We start from the raw sequence: 25,158 nt of genomic DNA, 5'->3' as shown, positions 1-25,158 counted from the left end.
GGACTCCTATGTGTGAGGTGTAGCCGGCCGGAGAGGCAGTCGGCGGCGGCGCTCGGTCTAGTTCAGCCGGGCGGTGTCGACCGCTGCCGTGGGGGCGGGTGTTCCCGAGAAGAAATCGGTGACCAGGGAGTGGAACGCCGGGGCCCGTTCGGCGGGAAACCAGTGACCGGCGTCGGCGAAGACGTGCAGTTCAGCGTGGGGCATCAACTCGGCTAGGCGGATGCCGTTCGACACGGGCACAACCCTGTCGTGTCGACCGTGCAGTACCAGTGTCTGATGTCGGAGGGCGGACACTTCGCGTTCGAAGTCCTCCGGCGCCGATGCGCCAGCGCCGAAGAAGGTCTGGATCGCCTCATGCGCGCCCGGCTGGGCGCTGAGTGCGTAGCGCGCCTCGACGAGCCGATCGGTGACAGTACCGGCGTCGTGGGCGAAGCACTCGCGCAACACCTCCCGCATCAAGTCAGGGTCAGGCCGATAGTCCCGGAGTAACTTCTGCGCCGGCGATGTGGAGGGAGCGACGCGGGTGCTCATCACCACCAGCCGTTCGATCCGTTCCGGTGCATTCAACGCGAGCTGGAGTGCTACGCGGCCACCGAGCGAGTTCCCGACGACGCTGAACTGCTCCAGGCCCAGGGTGTCGGCGAGCGCCAGTGTCTGCCGCGTCCACAGATCCACTCCGTAGGGTTGACCAAGTGGTTTGTCCGAACCGCCGAAGCCGAGGAAGTCGGGCGCGATGACCCGGTGCGATCGTGCGAGCAAGGGCGCGAGGGCGGTCCAGGTACCTGCCGCGGAGGCTCCGGGCGCCGCCCCATGCAGCAGCACGATCGCAGGTCCGGCTCCAACATCGACGACGTTGAGCGTGTGCCCGCCGACCTCGCAGGCCCGGGTAGGTCCGAGCGCTGTCACGATCTGGCCTCCACCGTGTCCAGTCGCGCAAGGACGCGCTGTTCAGCGTCGGTGCGTGTCCATTGCCGGCGTTCGGGGTGCGTCAGGAGGGCGTCGTACGCGGCGGAGATCATCTCCCGGAGGTCCATGAACGGGGACACCAGACCCGCCTGCTCCGCCTTGTCGATCGCCAAGATTGTGTTCTCGTTACTGAACGGGAACACGCAGTCGGCGTTGTTGAAGGTGGCTCGGTCTTCTCCGGTCGGGCCGCCGCCGACGATGCGGGTGTCCGCCGGGCGACCCAGGATTTCGGCGCACACGTCGACAAATCCTTCGAGCGAGGTGTTGCACCTCTTGGAGGCGACGTTGTAGACGTCGAATCCTTCTCCCGGCAGATCGACAGCGCGGGCCAGAGCCTCCGCTGCGTGGTCTCGGTAGATGTATTGGTGCACCGCCTGACCGTCCCCGGGCAGCAGGATCTGGGCGCCGTCGAGAATACGGTTGAGAACGAATTCTTCGCGGGGGATGAAGTTCAGTGGTCCCAAGACCAGAGGTAGGCGAATGATGACCGAATGCGCACCTGCACGTGCATTCTGGATGGCACGCTCGCAGGCGATCTTGTCGATCGCGTAGCTCCCCCACAGGGGGTGCGGGCCGTACTCGATCTCCTCCGGCCACGGCAGAACTGGGCTCGGCCGCACCACATTGACGGTGGAGCAGTGCACCCAGCGTCCGACCTCCGGAAGTGCGGCGAGCAGGGATACCGACTGGTCGCCGGTATAGGCGGAAAGATCCAGCACGGTGTCGAAACGGCCCTCTGCCAGGCGGACCAGGTCTGCGGGGTTGTTGCGGTCTCCGAGGACCGAGCGCACGTTTCCGGTCCACTCGGGTTGACGGCTTCCGCGGTGGAACACCGTCACCTCATGTCCGGCGTCGAGCAACCGCTGTACAGCGAGGACGCCGACGAATCGGGTACCCCCCATGACCAGTACCTTCATGACGCGAGACCTCCGCTGCAATCGCTGAATTCCATGCACCAAGGGCATCACGCCGCCGAGATCCTCGTCCAATACAACTCTCACGCTCGGCGATAAGCGTTAGTGATCGCCGCCGCCCGACAGGTCGCGGCACACCCGGAGGAAGGCGGACAGCACGGGTTCCTCGCTGCGTGCATTCCACGCCACACCAAACTCGAACCTCGGTATCGGGGAGGCGAATTTGCGGATCACCACGCGATCGGACCTCAGGGTCGATGCCCGCTCGCTGTCGACCACAGCCACTCCACGACCGGAGTCGACGGCGGCAAGAAGGTGCTCTGGGTCCGGCTCCCACAAGACCGCTGCCGGAGGCTCGCCGCCGAAGATGACGCGGTGCATTTCGTCGAAGTATCCGGGTGCTTGGGCGCGCGGCCAGCTGATCAATGTCTGATCACGCAGGTCGTCGCGCTCGATTCGGTGCTGTGCCGCCAACGGGTGGTCGGCGGGGCAGGCCACCACCGCCTCGGTGTCGCCCAGCACCAGTACTCCCAGGTCAGAAGCGTCGTTGAGAGGGAGTCGGACGAAGGCTGCGTCCACCTCACCGGCGCGGAGCATGTCCACATTTCGTGCGGTCCAGGCGACATCGGTGGTGACCTGGACGGCGGGATGGCGTTCCCGAAAGACCGTGACGATGGTGTCGGGTAGCCCGAAGGCCACCGACCGGGTCAGAACTGTCCGTAGAGTGCCGCTGCGACCCTGTCCGGCTGCGCGTACTCGCTCCACGGTGCGCTCGACCTGACTGAGGATGGCAGGCCCCTCTTCGAGCAGTACCCGCCCGGCCTCGGTTAGCCGAACCCCGTGGGAGCTTCGCTCGAACAGCTGTACGCCGCATTCTTTTTCGAATACCTTGATTTGTTGGGACAGTCCCGGCTGAGCCAGGTGTAGACGTTCGGCGGCGCGCCCAAAATGCAGCTCCCTCGCCAGGACGACGAAGTACTCGAGTCGCCGGAGATTCACACCACGACGATAAACATTGCTTCTCGCGATCGCAAAGAGTCCTATTGGACGCCGCGGGGAATCCTGCCGCACGCTGAGTGCAGGCAATACGCCGGACAACTTTGACGAAGGGCAATCACGTGTCTGAGCAACCTCCCGGACCTTCACTCACGGTCGCAGAAGCTGTGGCGGCAGCCTTGCGGAGGCACGGCATCACCGTCATCTTCGGCCAGAGTTTGCCGTCGGCGCTGATGCTGGCCGCACCGAAATTCGGGATCCGACAGCTCGCCTATCGCACCGAAAACGCCGCTGGCACAATGGCGGATGGATACGCTCGTGTTTCCAACACAATCTCGGTGGTTGCGGCACAGAACGGGCCTGCGGCCACTCTGCTCGTCCCGCCGCTGGCTGAGGCGACGAAGGCATCCGTTCCGGTTCTGGCCCTTGTGCAGGACGTTCCTCGCGGCAACCGCGACCGCAACGCCTTCCAGGAGTTCGACCACACCGACCTCTTCCGCTCGTGCTCCAAGTGGTTGCGGGTCCTCGATGACCCCGCCCGCGTGGATGATTACGTGGACATGGCGATCACTGCTGCAACATCGGGGCGGCCAGGCCCGGCAGTTCTGATGTTGCCTCGAGACGTTCTGCTCGAGACAGCCGTCGATGCCGGCCGCCGCACCGCAGCCCTGGGACGGTTTCCCCTGGACCCTGTTCGCCCCGCGGCGGACAGGATCGACGAGGCGGCCGACGCGATCGCAGCCGCCGAGCGACCGCTTATCGTCGCGGGCGGCGGGGTGCATTTGTCCGGTGCCGCCGATATTCTCGCGGCACTGCAGGAACGTGCATCCCTGCCGGTCGCGACGACGAACATGGGCAAGGGTTCTGTGGACGAACGGCATCCGCTGTCGGTGGGAGTTGTCGGAAATTACATGGGACCGACCGGAGCCACCCATCACCTGCGCTCCATGGTGACCGACGCCGACCTCATCGTTCTCGTCGGTACCCGTACCAACGAGAACGGGACCGATGCGTGGAGTTTGATCTCCGAGGGCACCCGGCTCGTCCACATCGATGTCGACTCGAATGAGGTAGGTCGGAACTACGAGGCGATCCGCGTCGTGGGAGATGCGCGACTCGCCCTTACCGACCTCCTCGAAGCACTTGAGGACCGAGATCTCGGCAAGCGGCATGCCGGCGAGGCGTCGGTTGTTAAGCAGATTGCCGAAGCCCGCAGCCAACACAAGAACGCAGTGAGCGAGCTCGTCACTCCGGCCGCAGGTCTGGTGCGCCCGGAGCTCGTCGCTCATGAAATCAACAAGTTGCTCGAAGATGGCGAAACCATTGTGACCGCGGACGCGAGCTATTCCAGCATCTGGATGGGGAATTATCTTCGCTCTCGCCGACCGGGACAGCGATTTCTCTCGCCCCGTGGCCTCGCCGGCCTCGGCTGGGGCATGCCGCTGGCGCTCGGAGCCAAGGCCGCTCGACCTGATGCAACCGTTCTCTGCCTCACCGGCGACGGTGGATTCGGTCATGTGTGGTCGGAGTTCGAGACCGCGGTGCGAGAGAACCTCCCGGTGGTTGTCGTGCTATTGAACAACGGCATCCTCGGGTTCCAGAAGCACGTGGAACTGGTGCAGTTCGGTGAGTACACCGGTGCCGTCAACTTCGCCACGGTGGACCACGCCGCCATCGCGGTGGCATGCGGCGCAGACGGTGTTCGTGTCACCGACGCCCACGAGGTAGGTGATGCGCTGGCGAAGGCGGTCGCATCCGGCAATCCCACCTTGGTGGAGATCATCTGCGATCCCCACGCCTACCCCCCGATCACCGGGTGGAGCGGGGTCTCGGATGAGGTGATGTCCCAATAGGAGTTCCACACCGTCACCGCGCGTACGGTGACTGCGACGAAGAGTAGGCAGTCAGCCCTGCGGCCCACCCGGCCCCGGGGCTGACATCGCTTCGCCACGATGGTTCGGTGACATCGAGGTGCACCAGCACGGGGGCACCGTCGCCCCGAGATTGCTCCGCACCTCATGCACTTTCATCCTGCGGCATATGAAGCTATGGCGGCGTCTGGTCAAGCAACTTATCTCAGTCTTTGCTCACCCTGAGGCGCGCGACGCGCCTCTTTCATACATTCCGAACCGTCGACCTTCGTGAACCCTGATACCGGCCACGGCTTGCCTCAACGTTCTTGCCGACGATGTGCAGACGCAGTCTGCCCGCTTCGCACGGCTGAATGGTGCGATGCACGACCTCGCCGAGTGCACGTGCCACCAAAGGCGCCGTCGCCGCGGTGCTCTGCGAACAGATCCGCATCTTCGAGGCCGGGAACGACCTGGGCCATACTGGATGCGTCACGGCCGTCGAGTTCAGCGTCCAGCCAGTTGGTGTACCACCAGTGGGAACCTCGCAGCTGAACGCTTCCGACCTGACGCGGCAGTCTGCGCGTCGCAACGGCGATGCACCCACGGCCGGATGTTAGCGAAGTTTCTCCAACCCCTGTTCCTCGAACGTCGATCGAGAAACAGGGGGTTTCTGTTGCTGACAATCGTCTCGGGCACAGGATAAGAGAGACCGGTGGTCGCGGTCCAAGTAGCTCTCCCCTCGTCGTCGATTCGGTGCTTGTTGCCGACATAGACGGTGGACATAGTCGCTTTCTATAAGCCCGATCGAATCTTGGTCATGGACGCTACCCGGGCCGCCCGCGTTATATGAACGAAGTTGATGTGACACGGATAACACGACGAGGAGGATGCGGCGCCGTCTTGATCGCCTCGAGATTCGCTGAGGCAGTCAGTGCTGCGCGGGTCGTGCGATCGGGCGTCACTGAGCTGTAGTGCAGCTGCGCGGATCACCGACGACCGAACCAGACTCCCCGATCGCGCACCGCGCCATCCTCCCGGCATCCCTACGTTCTCGCGTGGGCCCTGTTGAAGGCTCGTCATATCAACTCGGCGGACGAACGAGCCCGCTCTGGAACCTACAAGGCACGAAAGGCCTCCGATGACCGGATCTAGACCCGCACAGCAGCGAAAAGTATTCGCCGCAAGTGCAATCGGAACAACAATCGAGTGGTACGACTTTTTCGTCTACGCCACAGCCGCCGCACTGGTGTTCAGTTCGCAGTTCTTCGGCGCCATGGATCCCGCGGTCGCACTTCTGACCTCGATGGCGACGATTGGTGTCACGTTCATCGCTCGCCCGTTCGGCAGCGCGGTAGTCGGTCACTTCGGCGACAAGATCGGCCGGAAAGAGATGCTGGTTCTGACTCTCGCGCTGATGGGCATCTCCACGTTTCTGGTTGGGCTTCTTCCCACTTACGCCCAGATCGGGATCTGGGCACCGATCCTTCTCGTGCTTCTCCGTTTTCTTCAGGGAATAAGCGCCGGTGGAGAATGGGCAGGGGCCGCGCTGATGGCGGTAGAACACGCCCCAGCGAACAAGCGCGGGCTGTGGGGCGGGTCCGTCCAGATCGGTACCCCGGTCGGCCTCGTCCTCGCCACGGGGAGCTTCCTACTTGTCGCGCAGTTCACCACTGAGGACGAGTTCCTGAGCTGGGGGTGGCGGGTTCCGTTCTTCGTCAGCATCCTGCTGGTTGCCATCGGATACTACGTGCGCACCAAGATCGATGAGAGCCCGGAATTTCGTGAGATGAAGGCACAGGCTCGACAGGAGACTGCGCCCATCATCGACATCTTCCGACAGCACAGACGTCCGTTGGTGATCGGCACGCTCACGTTTCTCGGCACGAACATGGCTGGGTACATGATCATCTCGTTTCTGCTGTCCTACGCGACGAACACTCTCGGCATCGACCGGACCGATGTTTTGCTGGTGCAGGTGGTCGGGTCGTTCTTCTGGGTCGCCGTCATTCTCGCGACCAGCTACCTGACCGATCGGGTGGGTGGCCGGGCGTTGTTCATCGCTGGGTTCACGTTGCAGGTGCTGGTGGCGGTGCCCTTCATGCTGCTGGTGGGCACGGGGCGGGTGCTGTTGATGTATCCGGCCGCGCTGCTGCTGATCATCAGCCTGGGCCTGACCATGGGCCCGCAGTCGGCGGTGTTCGTTTCACTGTTCCCCACCCGCGTGCGGTACTCCGGAGCGTCTCTCGCGTATGCCTTCGGAGCGATCCTCGGCGGAGGTCCGGCACCGTTCGTTGCGACGTACCTGGTCCAACGATTCGATTCACCGTTCGCCGTGGGCATCTACATCGCCGGCGCAGGGCTGATCTCACTGTGTGCTGCGCTCGCGATCCGCAGGACCGACCTCGTCGGCCTCCGTCATGGTCCCGAGGCAACGAAGGATCCCTCGGCGCACGGTGACGATCACTCCACCACGCTCGTGAATTCGTGAGGGACCGTCTCAGTGAACTGGACCCCGCTAGATGATGCACCCGCGCCGTTCCCACCGCGGATCGCGGTATTGCCTCGGCCAACCCCTGAGCTGACCACAGCGATCTCACGGGGAGGAGGTGTCACCGTCGCCGATTCCGCCGAAGCCGATGGTGTCGTCGTCGATTTCGCGCTGGACCCGATGGACCTCGACACCGAACTGCGCACCCTCGACCGAAGTGGGGTGTGCTGGGTACAGCTACCGCGGTCGGGAGTCGATCTCTTCCTACCCGCCATAGTCCGGAGACCGGACCTGACGTGGACCAGCGCCAAGGGGTGTTACGCAGAATCGGTCGCCGAGCATGCACTGACCCTTGTCCTGGCTTTGCTGCGCGATGTTCCCGAACGCGCTCGTGCAGCGCGCTGGGGTGAGCCGTCCGGTCGCTCTCTCCATGGTTCCCGCGTCGTCGTTGTCGGCGCCGGTGGAGTCGGACTCGAAATCGTCCGACTGCTGAGATGCTTCTCCACACACGTCACTGTTGTACGGCGACGGCCCATCGACGTCGTCACCGCCGATCGCACGCTCGGCGTCGACCAACTCCCCGAGGCCCTCGCGGACGCCGACGTCGTGATCGTTGCGGCAGCACTGACGTCACGGACCCGAACCTTGCTCGGCCCACGAGAGTTCCAGTGTCTCGGGCCGAACGCAATCGTGGTCAACATCGCGCGCGGAGAACTCGTCGACACCGACGCACTGGTATCGGCGCTCGAGGCCGGGCAGCTCGCCGGCGTCGGATTGGACGTCACCGATCCGGAGCCGCTCCCCTGCGGCCATCGTCTGTGGAGGCATCCACGGGCACTGATCACCCCGCATACGGCCGACACCATGGCCATGCGCCTTCCCCGGTTTGCCGAACGGGTGACCGAGAACGTACAGAGGTTCGGTCATCACCATCCGCTAATAGGGGCGGTGGACACGGCAGCCGGCTACTGATCACCTTCTGGTCGGCCGCGGCCGGATGGCCTTGCAGGAGTCAACTGTCGGCTCCTGCAAGGCCGTGTCCGCTCTGGCACGGGCGAACCCCCGGGGGGCAGGGATCGACGATCCCTGCCCCCCGCCCCGGCCGTCAGCAGTTTCCGAGGCTTCTTCTGCCCTATCCGCCGGTCATCTCCTCCCACGAGGTTCGTGGTTGCACGGCGTACGCGCGCATGTCGTCCATGAGGGCGGCGGCAGGAGGGGTGAGTTGACTGCGGCGACACACCGCAACGACGTGCAGGTTGCTTTCCGGAACGATGCGATGAACCTGGGCGCCTGCTCGTCGCGCCAATGGAGCCCACGCAGCAGGTAACACTGCTTGACCGAATCCGCTCAGCACCAGGGGCAGGATCGAGGTCCGATTCGCCAATTCCGCGACGATGGTCGCGGCCACACCGTTCGAAAGCACATCGTCGACGAGTGAGCGCATCAACGAGCCGCCCTGTGACACGATCAGCCGCATTCCGGCCATCTCCGACCGCTCAATCTGCGGTCCGGCGGGGACCATGGCGCCCGGACCGGAGATGAGGACCAGCGGCTGCACCTCGAGCTCGACGACCTCCAGCTCCGGTTCGCGTACCGGCGCCGATGCGCCGAGGAGGCCGATCTCGCAGGCGCCGGTCCGCACCGATGTCACCACCGCGGCCGGACTCGGCGCCGTCTCCACCTTGAACGTCACCGCGGGATGCTGATCGGTGAACGCGGTCAGGATGGTGGCCAAAGGCTCGATGCCGTAGGAGGGCATCGTGATCAGGTCGATCCGGCCTGCGCGGAGTTCCTTGAGGGCGGCAACGGACGCCTTGGCGTCGTCGAGGTTGCGTAGCACGGTTCGAGCCGGGCCGATCAGCGTCTCGCCGGCATCGCTGAGCGTCAGTCGGCGACCGATCCGATGAAAAAGTGGCACTCCCAGCTCGCGTTCGAGGGTGGCGATCGTATGCGAGAGCGAGGGTTGCGCGATCAGCAGAGCGTCCGCGGCGCGACTGACACCTCCGTGGTCCACCACCGCCAGAAAGTATTTGAGCTGCCGTGCGTCCATTCGGGGTCCTTCCGTGTGGCGGGTGTGGGGTTGCTGTCGACGGATCAACCATCATGCTGCACCACTAGATAGAAGTTAACTATAAGCGGGATCGAATCTCGGTCATGGACGCCAGGACGAAGTGACGGATTAATAGAGACAGAACCAGTGTGAGGTACACGACAACCCAACCGGGCGGACGAGACGTTCCACCCGCTTCCCCCACGGCGCGAGAAGCCTTCCGGCGTTCACCCGCTCGCGCGCACCAAGGAGTTACCTGATGTCCGTTGCTCTCTGCACAATGTCGCATTCGCCGTTGATCGGCAAGAACGACCCCGACGCTACCGTGGTCGCCGAGGTGCAGGCCGCGTTCACGGATGCTCGAATGTTCATCGAGGAGTTCGATCCCGAACTGGTGATCATCTTCGCCCCGGATCACTACAACGGCGTCTTCTACGACATGCTCCCACCGTTCTGCATCGGCGCGGCAGCGCAGGCGGTGGGCGACTTCGGCACACTCTCGGGACCGCTGGCGGTAGACCGCGATGCCGCACACCGCGTGGCACGGTCCGTCCTGGCGAGCGGCCTCGATGTGGCCTTCTCCGAACGGATGCACGTCGACCACGGATTCTCGCAGGCACTCGAGTTCTTGACCGGGTCCCTCACCGATCGTCCAACCGTGCCGATCTTCATCAACTGTGTCGGCGAACCTCTCGGACCGGTGTCGCGTGTGCGACAGCTGGGCGAAGCGGTCGGCCGCGCCGCGCTCGAGCTGGACCGGCGCGTACTGTTGATCGGCTCCGGCGGGCTCTCCCACGATCCGCCGGTGCCGCAGTTCCAGTCGGCACCCGAACATGTGCGCGAGCGGCTGATCGACGGTCGCAATCCCACCCCCGCACAGCAGGAAGAGCGTGTTCGGCGCGTGGTCGACGTCGCACAGGACTTCTCCGCCGGTCTCGCAACCATCCAGCCGCTGAACCCGCGATGGGATCAGGACCTGCTCGACGTGCTCGTCTCAGGAGAGCTCGACCAGGTCGACTCGTGGGGAAATGACTGGTTCGTCGAGAACGCGGGCCATTCTTCCCACGAGGTGCGCACGTGGATCGCGGCGTTCGCCGCACTGTCCGCGGCCGGAACCTACCAGGTGCGGTCGAGTTACTACCGGGCGATCCCCGAGTGGATCGCCGGATTCGCCGTGGCCACGGCGGCACCCACTCACGCATGAGCCCTACCCGTTTCCAGCAAATCAAATCGATTTTCGCGTAAGGAGTTTCACCTATGAGCATCGGCACCTCGGTATGGACGTCGTTTCCCGGACTCGACTTCACCGTGAAATACGTACAGGTCGGTCGGTGGCGTACCCGAGTCCTCGAAGCCGGGCACGGGCCCCAGACTCTGATCCTGATGGCCGGAACCGGCGGCCATCTCGAGGCGTACTCACGCAACCTCGCCGCCTTCGCCGAACACTACCGTGTCGTCGCCTTCGACTACCCCGGCCACGGGTACACCACGTTGGCCGACAGCAATCTCGAAATGGCCGATTACATCGAGCATCTGGTTGCCCTGATGGATGCCTTGGGCATCGAGAGGGCACACCTGAACGGCGAGTCTCTCGGTGGTTGGATCGCCGTCAAGTTCGCGGCCGCCCACCCCGACCGGGTCGGCAAACTGGTGTTGAACACGCCGGGTGGGACGATGTCCACCCCCGAGGTGATGGAACGCATCCGCAGCCTGTCCCAGGCAGCGGCGGACGATCCCACACCGGAACGGGTACGAGCACGCCTCGAGTGGTTGATGGCCGACAACAGCCGGGTGACCGACGAATTGGTCGAGATCAGGCGCGGAATCTACTCGCGGCCGGGCTTCAGCGACTCGATGCGGCACATCCTGTGCTTGCAGGACCCGGAGATTCGACTGCGGAACCGAATCTCGGACGAAGAATTCGCCGCCGTGCCGCACGGGGCGCTCGTCGTCTGGACCAGTGACGACCCATCCGGACCGGCGGGCGCGGGCATCGAGATGGCCTCGAAGATCGCCAACGGACGATTCGAACTGATCACCGACGCCGGGCACTGGCCGCAGTGGGAACAGTACGACCAGTTCAACAAGATGGTGCTCGCCTTCCTGGCCGAATAGTCCTCCGAACAGTCTTTTCAACGCAACACCCCGCCCCGCACTACCCGCACGACCGCAACTCTTGTCCTGACACAAGATGCCCACGACGAAGGAAACAACCATGGCAATTCGGACCGGCGCCGAGTACAAGGCACGACTTCAAAGCACTCCCCGCGAGGTGTGGATCAACGGTGAACGCGTCTCCGATGTCACCGAGCACCCCTCGCTGCGCCTACCCATCGAGCAGATTGCACACCTCTACGACATGCAGCACGACCCCGAGTACTCCGATGTCCTGGTTCGGCCGGGCCCGAATGGCCCGGTCGGTACCGCGTTCGTCCCCCCGCGCTCGTACCAGGATCTGGTCGATCGACGAAAGGCGTTCACTCTCTGGTCCGAGGCAACACTCGGACTGATGGGCCGCTCTCCCGACTTCATGAACACCACGCTGATGGCCTTCGCAGACGAACTTGGCGTGTTCCATCGGCTGGGAGAGCGTTTCGCCGACAACGTCCAGCGCTACTTCGAGTACGTGCGCGACAACGACCTGTTCATGACTCATGCGCTCATCACGCCTCAGACGGATCGTTCGAAGAGTTCCGCAGAGCAGCAGGAGGAGTTCCTCCACATGGGTGTGGTGCGGGAAACCCCCGAGGGTCTGGTCGTGCGCGGGGCGCGAATGCTGGCCACCTTCGCCCCCATGGCCGACGAGATGGTGATCTACAACCTGCCGAATCTTCGAGCCGGCGATGAGAAGCACGCAGCGGTCTTCGCGATTCCGATCGAGACCCCGGGACTGCGTTTGATCACCCGCGAACCGTACGACGACGGCGGCCGAAACCGGTTCGATCACCCGTTGTCTACCCGTTTCGATGAGGCGGACTCGCTGGTGGTGTTCGACGACGTCCTCGTTCCATGGGACCGAGTCTTCCTCTACGGCGATGTGTCCTTGGCCAATGCGATGTACATCGAAACCAGCCTCCGTCAGCACACCGGCCACCAGACCGGCGCGCGTGGGTTGGTCAAGATGCAGTTCGCTCTCGGCGTCGCAATGAAACTCGCCCAGTCGGTGAAGATCGATTCCTTCCTGCACGTCCAACAGAAGCTGGGAGAAGCCATCGCAGCGACCGAGATCTGCCGGGCGCTGATCAACACGGCTGAAACGGAGTTCGAGCTGTCCGACAGCGAGACCGCACGACCGAAGTTCGATGCACTGCAGACGCTGCGCATGCACCTGTCCGCCACCTACCCGAAGGTGATGGAGATCCTGCAGACCCTCGGGGCGGGCGGTCTGCTGATGATGCCGTCCGCGGCCGACTTCGCCTCGCCCATCGCCGACGACATCGACAAGTACTTCAAGGGCGCCGACGGGCTCGCCGCCGTGGACCGGGTCCGTCTCTACAAGCTTGCTTGGGACCTGTGCGGCGACGGCTTCGGACAGCGAGCTCTGCAATACGAACGCTACTACGCCGGCGACCCCGTTCGGCTGTTGGCGAACAACTACACCGTCTACGACAAGTCCGATTCGTTCCGGCTGGTCGAGCGGGCCCTCGAGCTAGCCGGAGATCCCGTGTCCGCCGTCGCAGAGCAGCAGGGTGCCCTGTTATGAGCACCGCCGAAATCGACACAGCAGTCAGCGGCGCACAATTGCGGGACGCCGTAGGACGATTCGCGTCCGGGGTGACCGTGGTGACAGCACTCGGTGACGACGGCGCACCAATCGGTTGCACCGTCAGCGCATTCTCCTCGGTATCCCTCGATCCGCCCCTGGTGCTGGTGTGCATCGACAACGGCCGGTTCATGCACCACGCCCTCACCATCGGCGGCGGCTTCGTGATCAACGTCTTGGCCGCCGACCAGGCTGATCTAGCGATGTCCTTCGCGCGGCCCGCCGCCGACAAGTTCACCGGCGTCCCCGTCCACCGCGGGCGCGCAGGCATCCCGCTCTTGGACGGGGCGCTCGCCCACCTGCAATGCGATCGATACTCGGTCCTCGACGGCGGCGATCACGCGATCGTGCTCGGACGAGTCACCACCGTGGGAACCGCCGCCGGTGAGCCGCTTCTCTACAGTCAGGGAGCCTTCCTCGACATCAACAGAGACGAATGGGACCGTGCCGTGGAGCGCGCTCCCCACGAATGGCTTCTCTCCGCACCCTGGTGACCGACGTCGTGCACGGACTGGGCCCTCCGCGATTTTGAACCCACGTCCGTGCACGACTCGGCGCTGCGTCCCGCACGGGGACCCTAACGCCCCGTCGCCCAGTAACAACCCTGGCTCAGCCGCCCTGGGTACGAACAACAAACACCGACAAGTGGTCGCGCACTGACCACCCTTGATACGTGCACAACACGATGGAGGCAACGACATGGCACCGCAAACGTTCAAGATTGCATCGATCCCGGCCGACGGCGTCGGCAAGGAGGTCGTCGCTGCCGGACGGCGCGTGCTCGACGTCCTCGCCGACCAGTCCGGCGGGCGTTTCGCCTTCGAGTGGGAAGAATTCCCCTGGGGCTGCGAGTACTACGCCCGGACCGGCAAGATGATGGCCGACGACGGCCTCGACACCCTGAAGGCCTTCGACGCCATCTACTTCGGCGCGGTCGGCTGGGAGAACGTCCCCGACCACATCAGCCTGTGGGGCCTGCGACTGAACATCACCCAGAACTTCGACCAGTGGGCCAACGTGCGCCCCGTGAAGTTTCTGCCCGGTGTGCAGTCCCCGCTGCGCAAGGCCGACGACACCGAACTCGACTGGGTGGTCGTCCGCGAGAACAGCGAAGGCGAATACGCCGGCCTCGGCGGACGCAACCTCAGCGGCCGCGGCCCGGGCAACGAGGTCGCGTTGCAGACCGCACTGTTCACCGAGAAGGGCTGCGAGCGGATCATGCGCTTCGCGTTCGACCTGGCCCGCACCCGCACGGTGAAGAAGGTCTCCAGCGTCACCAAGTCCAACGCCCAGCAGTACGGCATGGTCCTGTGGGACGAAGTCTTCAGCCGCGTCGCCCTCGACTACCCGGACGTGGCCACCGAAAGCGTCCTCGTCGACGCGATGAGCGCCAAGTTCATCCTGCACCCGGAGGATCTGTCCGTGGTGGTGGCGTCGAACCTCAACGCCGACATCCTCTCCGACCTCGGCTCCGCGCTGGCCGGCAGCCTCGGCGTCGCAGCGAGCGCGAACCTCAACCCCGAGCGCCGCTTCCCGAGCATGTTCGAACCCGTCCACGGTTCCGCCCCCGACATCGCCGGGCAGGGCATCAGCAACCCGATCGGCGCGATCGCCAGCGCCGCCCTGATGCTCGACCACTTCGGGCTGCACGACGAGGCACGCCGCGTCGACACCGCCATCGAAGCCGCCACCGCGAGCGGAGTGCTGACCCGCGACATCGGCGGCTCGTCGGACACCGACGCCGTCACCGAGGCGATCGTGCACGCTCTGCGGACCGCGCTGACCCCCGCCTGAGTGAACTGCGCCAACGTGGTCATGGAGTCATACGATCGCAACCACATTGGGGCAGATAGTGCGAGGACTGCCGGCGGCGGTGACGACGCCGCCGCCGGCAGTCGAGTCCGAAGATCGCGGGCAGCTCAGGAAGCGGCAGGTAGGGAACCATTCATTGGAGTGGCGGGCACATCAGACAGGTTCGGAATCACGTTGCATACCTTGGCCTGTCTGGTGCAGTGTGAGGTAGGTAGTTTGACAGTCGAGATTGTCACCTTTGAATCCTCACAAGATTCACGTGACGTCCCATGACGCGTACTCGTGGGAGTCTCGTGCGAATGCTGCAAGGGTCGGCAGTCCATAGATGCGCTCGGGAGAGGCGGCGCCTTGCTCGAGTCGGGTCAACTGAAACCTCGCGACATCTCGGAGCCGGCGTTTGTACTCGCTCATACCGATCGAGAAGGCAGTCGCAACGTTCTCTGGAGCAGGACCTCCAAGTGGTTCCCAGAGAAGTGCAAAATCGAGGACGTCATCGTCGCTATAGCTGTTCCACATTTTCTTCCTACTGGAGTGTGCTGTCACTGACTTCTTCCGCAACATCTTGAGATCAGTCGGTCGTCAGTAATCTGGGCAGTCCACGTAACAGTTCGCCGGGCACGGCGGCGACGAGTTCGTCGCATCATCCCGGGATTACGTAGTGGGTGAGGAACCGTGCCGGTGGCGCGGGTACGCATCCTCCAAGCTGTGTATCTCGGCGCGAGAGTAGGTCGACTCGGGTATGACCTGCCACAATCGCGCGAGGAACCGGCGCCGCGTCATCCCGAAGTTCATGAGGATCTCCTCCTCGGAAGCACCCCCATAGGGTGCCCACATGCTGGCGAATCCGATGAGGCGCTCCGCCTCCATGTCTGGATGGGTGCGGTTGACTTCGGTCCGACCGGCGCGGCGCCTCTGGCGCCATTGGCGATACTCACGAGAGTTCATGGGATTTCACCTCTGATCTCGTACGGTGGAGTGGTGTGTCATTGCCGTAGCGAGGGATGCGCGGGGCACGCCAGTCGTCCTCGCGCAGACCGTCAAGCACAGTTACCGTCCGCCGCACTCGGTGCACAGTCCCTCCGGAGTTCGGTAGTCATTACGGCGGGTGAGTGCGACCCACCGGAGGACGGTTTGAGTCTGAGCAAGGGCTGCTGCGGGCTTCTTCAGCGGCGACGATAACCAACCACTCAAGACGCTGAGGCCAGCGATCACGGCGTGAAGGATGAGTATCGGCACGTGTACTCCGGTTTGTCAGGGGCTTCGCTATACGCCTCGGGGGCCGCGTCTGCCGGTTTTGCCGACACGGCCTCGGACGAGGATGTGGTCGCGGTCTTCTTCGGACATCCCGCCCCAGATGCCGAAGGGTTCTCCGGTGGTGAGCGCATAGTCACGGCACGCGTGGATGACCGGGCACAGGGAGCAGATCTTCTTCGCCTCCGAGATTCGCTTACGCCGTTGTTGCCCGCGTTCGTTGGCGGGGTGGAAGAACAACGCGGGACTGATGATCCGGCACAGTGCATTGACCCGCCAGTTCGCCGACGGTACAGGAAATTCCTGGTGATGTACGGTTCGAAAGGCCTGCATACGTTGCACTCCAACCGAGAGGGTCGGTACCCCGCTCGCTCAGGGTGCGGGGTACCGACCGGGATATCAGGGGACGCTGATGAAGTTGGTGAAGCCGCCGTGCCGGGCGGGCAGATCGGCGAGGGCTTCGTTGATCTTCTCGAGCGGGAAGCTGTGGTGCTCGAACACCGACAGATCGAGGGCACCGGATCCGGCGAGATCTGCCATGTCCTGGGCTTCGGCGGTGGAGAACCAGAGACTGCCGAGGACGCTGACCTGCGAACACATCATGGAGAACATGTCCAGCGCGGGGCGTTCCATCATGCCGCCGATGTCGACCGCGACGCCACCGCGGCGGAGCGTGGTGATGGCGTCAAGGAACGATTCTGCCGGAGCGCCGGGACCGAGTGAGTCGATCACGACGTCGACGCCCTCGCCGTTGTTGTGTTCGCGCACCCAGCTGCGCAATTCCCCTTCACCGGCGGGCAGGACCTGAATGCGGCTGGGAGCGATGGCGCGTACATCTTCGAGCAGGTCGGCGTTGCGGCCGGTTCCGAAGATGCGAGTGGCGCCCAGCGCGAGGGCGCTCAGGCAGGTGCCCAGGCCGAGGGTTCCGGAGATGCCGTCGATCAGGACTGTCGAGCCGGGGCCGACCCCGGCCTTGCGCAGCGCGGAGTAGCCGGTACCGAGGTAGCCGAAGCGGGCGCCTTCCTCGAAGCTGACGGAGTCGGGCAGCTTCACCAGATTGCGTTGCGGCGCAGTCAGGTATTCGCTAAGTCCGCCGTACGGGTAGGCATCGAAGATCTGCTGACCGTCGGCACCGAAGGAGAAGTAGCCCATGAAGGTGTACTTGTCGCAGTTCTGGTCTTCACCTCGCCGGCAGGCGCGGCAGCCGCCGCAGGAAATTCCCGGGTTGACGTAGACGCGATCGCCGACGGCGACGTCGGTGACATGGCTGCCAACGGCGGCAACGACGCCTGCGGAGTCGAGTCCGAAGACCGCGGGAAGCTTCGGGAGCGGGAGGTAGGGGAACCACTCGCTATACGTGGCCAGCACATTCGAGAGATTCGGCACGACGTTGCAGGCCTTGACCTGCACCAGCACATCGTTGGGGCGCGGCTCGGGGATTGGGAGTTCCTCGATCTGCATCGGCTGATTGATCTCGTGGAGGCGGGCGACGCGCATGGTCTTCATGTACGAAAACTCCTGAAGGTGATGACGGTTGTTCCGGGGGGGAAATTGCGGGTTCGGCAACGCCTGGTGCGGCAGTGTGGAAGCGGCCGCACCAAGGCGGGGTGGTGTGGTCAGGCGGGGGTGCCGGTGACCGCTTCGGTCAGGGCGGTGCGAACCTCGTCGACGGTGGTGATTTCGGCGAGCAGGCCGAGGGAGTTGATGCTCGCCTCGTGCGCCTCGGGGGTCGCTGCCGAGCACGCGTCTTCGACGATCACCGTGCGGTAGCCGAGATCGCTTGCCACTCGGGCGGTTCCCTCGACGGAGGCATTGGTGGCCACTCCGGCGAACAGCAGAGTGGTGATGCCTTTCTCACGGAGGGTGGCGTCGAGGTCGGTGCCGGCGAAGCCGCCGACTCGCTGATGTGTGAGCACGATGTCACCATCGTGCGGGGCGAGGGGTTCGACGATCTCGGCGAGTTCGCTGCCTTCTTTGAGACACCCGGACTGCGCGACGATTCCCAGTAGCGGCGAATTGACCTCGAGGTCTGAGAAGTCCGGTTTCCAGGCCACCCGGGTGTAGACCACGGTGGCGCCGGCTTCGCGGGTCCCTGCGATCAGCGCGGTGATCTGGTCGATGATGCGGCGTTCGCTCACCTGCTGGTGGAAGAAGTCTGCGAAGGCGCCGGTGGGGCCGACGATGTCGCCCTGGCAGTGAACGGCCACGACGGCGGTGGTCCGGGGGTCGAGTTCCATCAATAGCTCCTGTTTCGAGGTGCGGGTTTACGTGTGAGCGAGGATCGAGTGCCCGATGTTGTCGATGTCACGGGCGGCGGTGAAGGGGTTGGATAAGAACACCTGGAGGATGTCGACACCGGCTTCGCGCATCAGGGCCGCCTTGTCCCGCAGTTGGCCTGGGGATCCGTAGAGGCACCAGTAGTCGACAAGTTCCTTGGTGATGATCGGCCGGTGCCGCGGGTCGAGTCCGCGCAGGTATTTCGCCCAGACATCGAGGTAGTGCGGCTGGTCTGGGGCTTGCGGGTCACCCAGGTACTGCTGGGCTGCGGTGTGGGAGGCGTCGACGATCGCGTCGCCGAGATCGTCGCGGTGCTGGTCCATCAAGCCGGCGTTGGTGATGCACGAGCTGATCGGGCCGGAGCCGAAGCCATTGGTGACACCGTCTTCCCAGGTTTCACCGTTGCCGAGTTGGTAGAACCAGGACAAGGAGACGAGTTTGACCGAACCGGGCGCTCGGCCGGCGTCGGCGACCGCTTTGTCGAGTTCGCGGCGGATCAGCCCGATCATGTCGGTGTTCGGACCCAGGCAGTACACGACGGCGTCGGCGTACTTGGCCGCTTCGGCCAGTCCCCGGGGGCCGCCGGCCGCCACCCAGATCGGGATGGGGTCGGTGACGTTGTAGAAGCCGCTCTCCTTATCGAGGAACTCCACCTCCCGGGACTGCCCGAGCCAGTTGTGGGTGACGCGGCGACCGGCCATCAGTTCTCGGGAGACTTCGATGGCGTGCGTGAGTTCGGAGATCTTCGCGGTGCGGTTACCCATTGAGCGCAGCGCATTGTTGGCGGTCCCGATGCCGAGGAAGGTGCGGCCCGGAGCCAGGGCGTTGAGGGTGGCCATGGAGTTCGCGGTGACCGGGGCGATCCGGGTCAGCGGGTTGGTGACCATGGTGCCGAGGGCGATCGTGCTGGTCTGCGTAGCTGCAAGCGCGAGGAATTGGTAGGGGTCGGAGAACAGCAAGGGGCCCTCGCCGACACCGAAGTGCGAGAACCCGAGGTCCTCGGCCTGCTTCACCATTGCGACCTGATCGATCTTGGCGCAGGTGCCGATACAAAATTCCATGTCCTTCTCCTTGCTCTGCCCGTGCTCGCGGAAGGGCACCTCAACCCGGCCGCGGGCTCGAGCAGACGAGTGATGGCGCCTGCTCCAACGATGTCGGCGTGCCGGGGATCGGCGGGGCGTCCAACTGATCAGGTCGATCGACTCGACTCGATGAGCTGGGCAAACTCCAATACTCGACCAAGTTGGCATGCTAGCGTTCCAGACGAACGTACCTCATCAGTGACTCACGCCACAAGTACTAGAATGCAAGTTGCTGCATGGACGCGCAGAATCGAAGGAACAATGACCGGGCTGCCGACGGAGGGCATGAATCGATGAGCACCGCTTATGGCACGGGGAGCGATGCCGCCGCCCTGTTGGAACAGAGCCGCATCTCAGGTGCGCGGTTGTCATCCGCCCTGTACGACATTCTCAAGTCCCGGCTTCTCGAGGGTCGCTACGGCGCGGGGGAAAAGATCGTGGTCGAGGCGATTCGCCAGGAATTTGGGGTGAGTAAGCAGCCGATCATGGACGCACTTCGCCGCCTCTCGAGCGACAAGCTGGTGCACATCGTGCCTCAGGTCGGCTGTGAGGTAGTCGCGTACAGCGAGCGCGAGGTGGAGGACTTCTACACCTTGTTCGGGGGCTTCGAGGGAACCATCGCCGCAGTGGCCGCCGCGCGGCGGACCGATGCGCAGCTACTGGAGCTGGATTTGATCTCCTCTCGGGTGGACGCGCTCGCGGAATCTTCCGATCCGGTGGTGCGCGCCCACGGGTACCGGGTGCACAACCGAGAATTCCACGCGGCGATCCACACAATGGCGCACTCCCGGATCATGGCGGAGACCAGCCAGAGGATGTGGGACCTCTCGGACTTCCTGATCAACACCACCGGCATCACCAACCCCCTTTCCAGTGCGCTGCCCGACCGCCAGCACGATCACCGCGAGATCACCGAGGCGTTGCGCAACCGCGATGCGGCCGGTGCGCGGATGGCGATGGAACGCCACATCGTCGGAACGATCGCGGTCATCCGCAACGAATCCACCTCGGCAGTGTCCTGAGCCCATCCTCAGTGCACGGTGACGGTCCCGTCGAGGCCGATGTCGATGCGCTGACCGTCGCGGACCACATCCAGGAACCGCGGGCCGAGTTGGTCGATTGCGATGATGCGGTTGTCGTCCCAGATGTCGGCCAGGACGATGCCGGCAGCGGAGATCGTGTCGATATGCTCGGAGTACAGCATGGCAGCGGGTGCGATTCCGACGCGGGCGGCACACTGGAGGACCATGCCGCCGGTGGTGGAGCCGATGGTTTGGGGTAGGCAGAGGATCTTTCCGCCGATCACCTTTCGGTACAGGTCCGGGTTGTTCTGGTCGTGGCAGACGGGGCTGGCGGTGGTGATGCCCTGGAAGTAGCTGGCGAGGGTGTTGAAGCCCTGCCGGGTGACGACGCTGTCGCCGCTGATGGTCCCGGCGGTGATCACCCGGCCGGTGAACGTATTCATCGGGTCTTCTCCTGTCTGCGGACGGGCGGTGCGGCGATGCGGTCGAGGACATCGTGATCGGCCAGGAACCGGCTGGTGGTGTAGGTGCGGAGCTTGTTGGAGTTGGTGATCACCGGCCGCGAGGCGGTCGCAGGAGTGTTCATGTGCAGCGCTGGGCACATGGACGCGATGTTCACTCCCGCAGTGATCGCGCGCTCGAACGACTGGCTGTGCTCGGTTCTGAAGGTGGCGACCACTGCAGGGGCGGCGCTGAGCACCGTCCGTATCGCCACCGTGGTGCGGCCGACAGCCTCGAGCGCGGTGAGGATTGTGTCAGTGACTGTGCACAGCTGGTTTAAGGACAGATGGGGGCACCCGATCAGGGCGGTTTCGGGTTCGGCATCTTCTTGTTCCCAGAGCACGGGGTAGTCGGCGACGAGATCGGCGAGGGCTTGGTCGTCGATCACGACTCGGCGGTAGTCGTCGGTCAGCAGGTCGCGGCCGTGACCTCTTGCCTCCGGGGTCAGGTTTTCGACGTGGAAGAGGCCGACCGCGCCGTTGGACGCCGTTGCGGCGCCGAAGTCCTTGAGATAGTCCTGCGTCGCCGGCTCGTTCAGGTCGCCGAGATGGGGGTCGATCCCGGCGACGAAGGGTACGTCGCCGACGACGGCGCGGCCGACCGCGGACCCGAGAACCGTGGCGGGCGGCAGCGCGGAGGTTCTGACCTCCACCAGATAGGTGGCCTTTCTCCCCTCGTCCAGTAGGAGCCCGAATTCGGGTGTGAATCCGGCGATTCCGCACATCACCTCGATCAGTGCCGAGTTCCGATTCGAACGCGCCCCCAGCACCGAGTTCGCGTACACCACCGCGGACGATTCGGCCCAGGCCAGCACGTCACCGGCGGAGGGCGTGTTCCCCACCTCGGCCAGATAGGCGGTACACGAGTAGGACCGGTCGTCCTTCATGCCGAGCGCGCGCAGCTGATCCTCGTACCGGTCCTGGTGCTTGTAGAGCTTGAGCAGGGACTGCTTCTCGGTGGCCGTGTAGTCCACCCCGTCGAGATCGTACGGACGCGGGTCGACCGTGAACGGTTCCTGCGTAGTCAGTCCGGCCTCGATCAGCTGATCGAGGAGATCGAAGACGGCCTCGAACCCGGTCATGCCCATCGAAGTCACCACGTGCACGGGACCGTCGAGGCCAGCCAGGCGGCCTGCACCGAATATTTCGCCGTACTGCACCACGGTGCGCAGCACCTTCGCCATGACCTCACCCTCGTCGCCGTCCAGCATCGCGCGTTGTCGTTCGCTGAGCTGCATCGTGATTGACCTCGCTCGGCTGGTTCTCACCTGTTCCACCCCAGCATCGTCGATCGTAAGGACGGTTCGTGTCCAACGATGAAATTCGATAAATTCGTTCGGAATAGCCGATGATTAGAGTATGGATCTTCGCCGAGTCGAGATGTTCCTGGGTGTCGTCGACGCGGGGACCTTTGCCGGTGCCGCAGCCCGGCTGGGTTTCGTGCAGTCCACGATCAGCGCCGGAATCACCGCACTCGAACGGGATCTCGGCGTGCAGCTTTTCGATCGGACATCCCGCACCGCATCGCTGACCACGGCGGGCCGGGCGTTGGTCCCCGAGGCGCGCGCGCTGACTACCCGCGCCGCCTTGGCCCGGCGGGTCGTCCAAGACGCCGACCGGACCCTGTCCGGGCAACTGACGGTCGGTGTAATCAATTCGATCCGACCGATCCCGCTCCCCCGGGCGCTCGCCCGTTTGAACGCCGCTCATCCCGGCGTGGGCATTCGAGTGCTCTCCGACGCGATCGGCAGCGCCGGCCTCGTCGAGCGGCTGCGCAGGTCCGAGCTGGACGCGATCATCGCGTCCGGAGATCTGACCGACGAACAGTCCCGAGATCTGCTCGTCACGCCCCTGTGCACCGGCGCCTTGGTGTGCGCCGTCGGCGTCGGCGACGCACTCCGCCCTCATCAAGCCCTGCGATTGGCCGAGATCGCCGACCGTAGATGGATCGAATCTCCGCTCGGGCAGGCGAATCGGTCGATTACGGATGCGGCGTTCGGCCGGGCCGGGCTCGCACGCCAGGTCGTCGCCGAGGTCGCCGATCCCGCCGACGTGCCCGAGTACGTCGCCGCCGGCCTGGGGATCGCGATCGTTCCAGATTTCCTGGTCGCAGACCGCGCTGACCTTCGGGTGCTACCGGTGCTCGACGCGGAGCTGCGCTGGTCCATCGCGGCGATCCGACTCGCACGCCGTCGATCCGCCGTGCTCGACGAGTTCTGGCGGGAGTTGCTCGCCACGGTTCGAGGACACGACCCCGCGCGGCAGCCGTTCTATCCCTGAGTGCCCCACGTCTGCCCCTCAGCCGCGGCGGGCACTCCTACCCCTGCGCGTTTAGTTTAGAGGCCCAATTCTTGCCGCTGACCTGGTCCGATGGCTGTCAGCACGGTCGACGCGGGCGGTGGCGCCGACGACGCCCTTCCCAGCAAGAGACTTGCATCACAACAATCGTTGCCGTAGCTTCACGTCTAGACGACTAGCATTCCAGTTGCGAGGTTCTCTTCGCGACGTCCCGAGAAAGGAGCGGCGATGACGACCGCTTCTCCCCTGTTTGCCCACGCGGTACCGACCGGGTTCGGTTCGCGGATCGGAGAGGTCTCGCTGTGAGCACTACCCCCACACCGACCAAGAGCGCCACGACGACGCCACTGCGGGTGGCGATGGCCAGTTTCATCGGCACCACGGTCGAGTACTACGACTTCTTCATCTACGGCACCGCCGCAGCGCTGGTGTTCCCGAAGTTGTTCTTCCCCGACGTCTCCTCGTCGATCGGGATCCTGCTCTCGTTCGCCACCTTCGGTGTCGGGTTCCTCGCCCGCCCCCTCGGCGGCATCGTGTTCGGGCATTTCGGTGACCGGGTCGGCCGCAAACAGATGCTGGTGATTTCTCTCGTCGGCATGGGTGTGGCGACGATGCTGATGGGGTTGTTGCCGACCTACGCGCAGATCGGTGTCGCGGCCCCGATCCTGCTCACCCTGCTACGACTGGTCCAGGGCTTCGCCGTCGGCGGCGAGTGGGGCGGCGCCACGTTGATGGCGGTCGAGCACGCCCCACAGGCCAAAAAGGGGTTCTTCGGTTCCTTCTCCCAGATGGGCGCCCCCGCCGGCACCAGTATCGCGACGCTGGCGTTCTTCGCCGTCTCCCAGCTGTCGGACGAGCAGTTCCTCTCCTGGGGTTGGCGTTTGCCGTTCCTGTTCAGCGCGGTGTTGATCATCATCGGGCTGTTCATCCGACTCTCCCTCACCGAGAGCCCTGACTTCGCGGCGGTCAAGGAACGTGCGGAGGTGGTGCGGATGCCGATCGCCGAAGCGTTCCGCAAGCATTGGAAGGAAATCCTTCTCGTCGCCGGAACCTACCTTTCTCAGGGCGTGTTCGCCTACATCTGCATGGCCTATCTGGTCTCCTATGGCACCACTGTCGCGGGGATCAGCCGCACCGCCGCCCTGGCCGGGGTATTCGTCGCCGGCCTCGTCGCCGTGGTGCTGTACCCGGTGTTCGGGTCGCTGTCGGACACCTTCGGCCGCAAGACGATGTACCTACTCGGCGCCGTACTGATGGGTGCGACGATCACACCGGCGTTCGCCTTGATCAACACCGGGAATCCCTGGCTGTTCATGCTCGCGCAGGTGATGATCTTCGGCATCGCTATGGCACCCGCGGCCGGAGTGACCGGATCCCTGTTCACCATGATCTTCGACGCCGACGTGCGCTACAGCGGCGTCTCCACGGGCTACACCCTCTCCCAGCTCTGCGGGTCCGCATTCGCCCCGACCATCGCAGCCGCGCTGTACACCTCCACCGGTTCCAGCGATGCGACCGTCACCTACCTGCTGATCGTCTCGGCAATCTCCATCGTCTCGGTGATCTTGCTACCCGGCGGCTGGGGCCGCAAAGGCGCCGCCCGCCAACTCCTGCAGGACCAGGCCACCACCGCGCGTCCCACAACCTTGACCACAACGACGTCCGCACCGCACAGCGGAGCAGCCGAGGTGCGGGTCGGCGATTAACTACGAACCTACCTTTCTCGAGCGACCTATATAGAGCGGCAACACTTTTCAGTCAGAATTGGAGCATCTTTTGAGCACGCAACCGTACACCAGCGTTTGGGACGACCTGAACCAGGTCGAGTTCAGTCAGGGATTCTTGCAGGCCGGCCCGTACCGGACCCGGTACCTGCACGCCGGCGA

At 64.4% G+C, this 25,158-nt stretch carries 21 protein-coding genes and 1 pseudogene; 12 read left to right on the top strand and 10 right to left on the bottom strand.

Annotation, left to right across the window (positions count from 1 at the left end; genetic code table 11):
• Nucleotides 1-57: 57 nt before the first annotated feature.
• The 3 genes from ACFTWF_RS41715 to ACFTWF_RS41705 form a co-directional block, all read right to left on the bottom strand.
• A complete protein-coding gene (locus ACFTWF_RS41715; protein ID WP_378466929.1) occupies nucleotides 58-906 on the bottom strand; it encodes an alpha/beta fold hydrolase in 849 nt (282 codons plus the stop codon).
• Nucleotides 903-1,868 carry an NAD-dependent epimerase/dehydratase family protein gene (locus ACFTWF_RS41710; RefSeq protein ID WP_378466928.1) on the bottom strand — a complete coding sequence of 322 codons (966 nt, stop codon included), beginning with the start codon at nucleotides 1,866-1,868 and terminating at the stop codon, nucleotides 903-905. The genes ACFTWF_RS41715 and ACFTWF_RS41710 overlap by 4 nt, the downstream gene beginning before the upstream one ends.
• Before the next feature lie 114 nt (nucleotides 1,869-1,982).
• Complete coding sequence (locus ACFTWF_RS41705) at nucleotides 1,983-3,026, bottom strand: LysR family transcriptional regulator (protein WP_378466927.1); 1,044 nt, start codon at nucleotides 3,024-3,026, stop codon at nucleotides 1,983-1,985.
• Here ACFTWF_RS41705 and ACFTWF_RS41700 point away from each other — a divergent pair.
• The 3 genes from ACFTWF_RS41700 to ACFTWF_RS41690 all read left to right on the top strand — a co-directional run bounded on the left by ACFTWF_RS41700 (nucleotide 2,957) and on the right by ACFTWF_RS41690 (nucleotide 8,189).
• Nucleotides 2,957-4,729, top strand: a complete 1,773-nt coding sequence (locus ACFTWF_RS41700; protein WP_378466926.1) for an acetolactate synthase catalytic subunit — start codon at nucleotides 2,957-2,959, stop codon at nucleotides 4,727-4,729. The genes ACFTWF_RS41705 and ACFTWF_RS41700 overlap by 70 nt on opposite strands.
• A gap of 1,138 nt (nucleotides 4,730-5,867) precedes the next feature.
• Nucleotides 5,868-7,217: an MFS transporter gene (locus tag ACFTWF_RS41695; protein WP_378466925.1), complete on the top strand. Its 1,350-nt coding sequence runs from the start codon at nucleotides 5,868-5,870 to the stop codon at nucleotides 7,215-7,217.
• Nucleotides 7,218-7,286: 69 nt separating this feature from the next.
• Nucleotides 7,287-8,189, top strand: coding sequence for an NAD(P)-dependent oxidoreductase (locus ACFTWF_RS41690; RefSeq protein WP_378466924.1), 903 nt, complete (start codon nucleotides 7,287-7,289; stop codon nucleotides 8,187-8,189).
• A gap of 160 nt (nucleotides 8,190-8,349) precedes the next feature.
• On the opposite strand, the gene ACFTWF_RS41685 is transcribed toward ACFTWF_RS41690, so the two are convergent.
• On the bottom strand, nucleotides 8,350-9,267 hold the full coding sequence (locus ACFTWF_RS41685) for a LysR family transcriptional regulator (RefSeq protein ID WP_378466923.1): 918 nt from the start codon (nucleotides 9,265-9,267) through the stop codon (nucleotides 8,350-8,352).
• Between the two features lie 259 nt (nucleotides 9,268-9,526).
• Between ACFTWF_RS41685 and ACFTWF_RS41680 the strand changes: the two genes are divergently transcribed.
• From ACFTWF_RS41680 to ACFTWF_RS41660, 5 genes are all read left to right on the top strand, one after another.
• Complete coding sequence (locus ACFTWF_RS41680) at nucleotides 9,527-10,471, top strand: 3-carboxyethylcatechol 2,3-dioxygenase (protein ID WP_378466922.1); 945 nt, start codon at nucleotides 9,527-9,529, stop codon at nucleotides 10,469-10,471.
• Nucleotides 10,472-10,524: 53 nt separating this feature from the next.
• Nucleotides 10,525-11,382 (top strand): alpha/beta fold hydrolase, encoded by an 858-nt coding sequence (locus ACFTWF_RS41675; protein ID WP_378466921.1) that lies wholly within the window; start codon nucleotides 10,525-10,527, stop codon nucleotides 11,380-11,382.
• 100 nt (nucleotides 11,383-11,482) lie between these two features.
• Nucleotides 11,483-12,970 carry a 4-hydroxyphenylacetate 3-monooxygenase, oxygenase component gene (gene hpaB, locus ACFTWF_RS41670; protein ID WP_378466920.1) on the top strand — a complete coding sequence of 496 codons (1,488 nt, stop codon included), beginning with the start codon at nucleotides 11,483-11,485 and terminating at the stop codon, nucleotides 12,968-12,970.
• Nucleotides 12,967-13,524 carry a flavin reductase family protein gene (locus ACFTWF_RS41665; RefSeq protein WP_378466919.1) on the top strand — a complete coding sequence of 186 codons (558 nt, stop codon included), beginning with the start codon at nucleotides 12,967-12,969 and terminating at the stop codon, nucleotides 13,522-13,524. The genes hpaB and ACFTWF_RS41665 overlap by 4 nt, the downstream gene beginning before the upstream one ends.
• Before the next feature lie 205 nt (nucleotides 13,525-13,729).
• A complete protein-coding gene (locus tag ACFTWF_RS41660; protein WP_378466918.1) occupies nucleotides 13,730-14,824 on the top strand; it encodes a tartrate dehydrogenase in 1,095 nt (364 codons plus the stop codon).
• A 1,281-nt stretch (nucleotides 14,825-16,105) separates the two neighbouring features.
• Here the strand turns inward: ACFTWF_RS41660 and ACFTWF_RS41655 are convergent.
• From ACFTWF_RS41655 to ACFTWF_RS41640, 4 genes are all read right to left on the bottom strand, one after another.
• A complete protein-coding gene (locus tag ACFTWF_RS41655) occupies nucleotides 16,106-16,426 on the bottom strand; it encodes a WhiB family transcriptional regulator (RefSeq protein ID WP_378466917.1) in 321 nt (106 codons plus the stop codon).
• Between the two features lie 66 nt (nucleotides 16,427-16,492).
• Nucleotides 16,493-17,599: an alcohol dehydrogenase catalytic domain-containing protein gene (locus tag ACFTWF_RS41650; protein ID WP_378466916.1), complete on the bottom strand. Its 1,107-nt coding sequence runs from the start codon at nucleotides 17,597-17,599 to the stop codon at nucleotides 16,493-16,495.
• Nucleotides 17,600-17,709: 110 nt separating this feature from the next.
• Entirely contained in the window at nucleotides 17,710-18,330 is a 621-nt protein-coding gene (locus tag ACFTWF_RS41645) for a cysteine hydrolase family protein (RefSeq protein ID WP_378466915.1), read from the bottom strand.
• Between the two features lie 27 nt (nucleotides 18,331-18,357).
• A complete protein-coding gene (locus tag ACFTWF_RS41640; protein WP_378466914.1) occupies nucleotides 18,358-19,431 on the bottom strand; it encodes an LLM class flavin-dependent oxidoreductase in 1,074 nt (357 codons plus the stop codon).
• A gap of 314 nt (nucleotides 19,432-19,745) precedes the next feature.
• Here ACFTWF_RS41640 and ACFTWF_RS41635 point away from each other — a divergent pair, with 314 nt between their 5' ends.
• Nucleotides 19,746-20,474 carry a GntR family transcriptional regulator gene (locus ACFTWF_RS41635; RefSeq protein ID WP_378466946.1) on the top strand — a complete coding sequence of 243 codons (729 nt, stop codon included), beginning with the start codon at nucleotides 19,746-19,748 and terminating at the stop codon, nucleotides 20,472-20,474.
• An 8-nt stretch (nucleotides 20,475-20,482) separates the two neighbouring features.
• Here the strand turns inward: ACFTWF_RS41635 and ACFTWF_RS41630 are convergent, their stop codons facing one another.
• Nucleotides 20,483-20,917, bottom strand: a complete 435-nt coding sequence (locus ACFTWF_RS41630) for an aconitase X swivel domain-containing protein (RefSeq protein ID WP_378466913.1) — start codon at nucleotides 20,915-20,917, stop codon at nucleotides 20,483-20,485.
• Entirely contained in the window at nucleotides 20,914-22,212 is a 1,299-nt protein-coding gene (locus ACFTWF_RS41625) for an aconitase X (RefSeq protein WP_378466912.1), read from the bottom strand. Before ACFTWF_RS41625 ends, ACFTWF_RS41630 begins: the two co-directional genes overlap by 4 nt.
• 121 nt (nucleotides 22,213-22,333) lie before the next feature.
• Here ACFTWF_RS41625 and ACFTWF_RS41620 point away from each other — a divergent pair, with 121 nt between their 5' ends.
• The 3 genes and pseudogenes from ACFTWF_RS41620 to ACFTWF_RS41610 form a co-directional block, all read left to right on the top strand.
• Nucleotides 22,334-23,254: a LysR family transcriptional regulator gene (locus tag ACFTWF_RS41620; RefSeq protein ID WP_378466911.1), complete on the top strand. Its 921-nt coding sequence runs from the start codon at nucleotides 22,334-22,336 to the stop codon at nucleotides 23,252-23,254.
• 377 nt (nucleotides 23,255-23,631) lie between these two features.
• Nucleotides 23,632-24,978 carry an MFS transporter gene (locus ACFTWF_RS41615; RefSeq protein WP_378466945.1) on the top strand — a complete coding sequence of 449 codons (1,347 nt, stop codon included), beginning with the start codon at nucleotides 23,632-23,634 and terminating at the stop codon, nucleotides 24,976-24,978.
• A gap of 70 nt (nucleotides 24,979-25,048) precedes the next feature.
• Nucleotides 25,049-25,158, top strand: a pseudogene (locus tag ACFTWF_RS41610) (alpha/beta hydrolase); the annotation flags it as partial.

The sequence above is a fragment of the Rhodococcus sp. NPDC056960 genome (assembly GCF_042674125.1).
GTDB lineage: Bacteria > Actinomycetota > Actinomycetes > Mycobacteriales > Mycobacteriaceae > Rhodococcus_F.
Note: the sequence above shows the minus strand (reverse complement) of the source record. Positions and strands in the feature narration are given on the sequence as shown.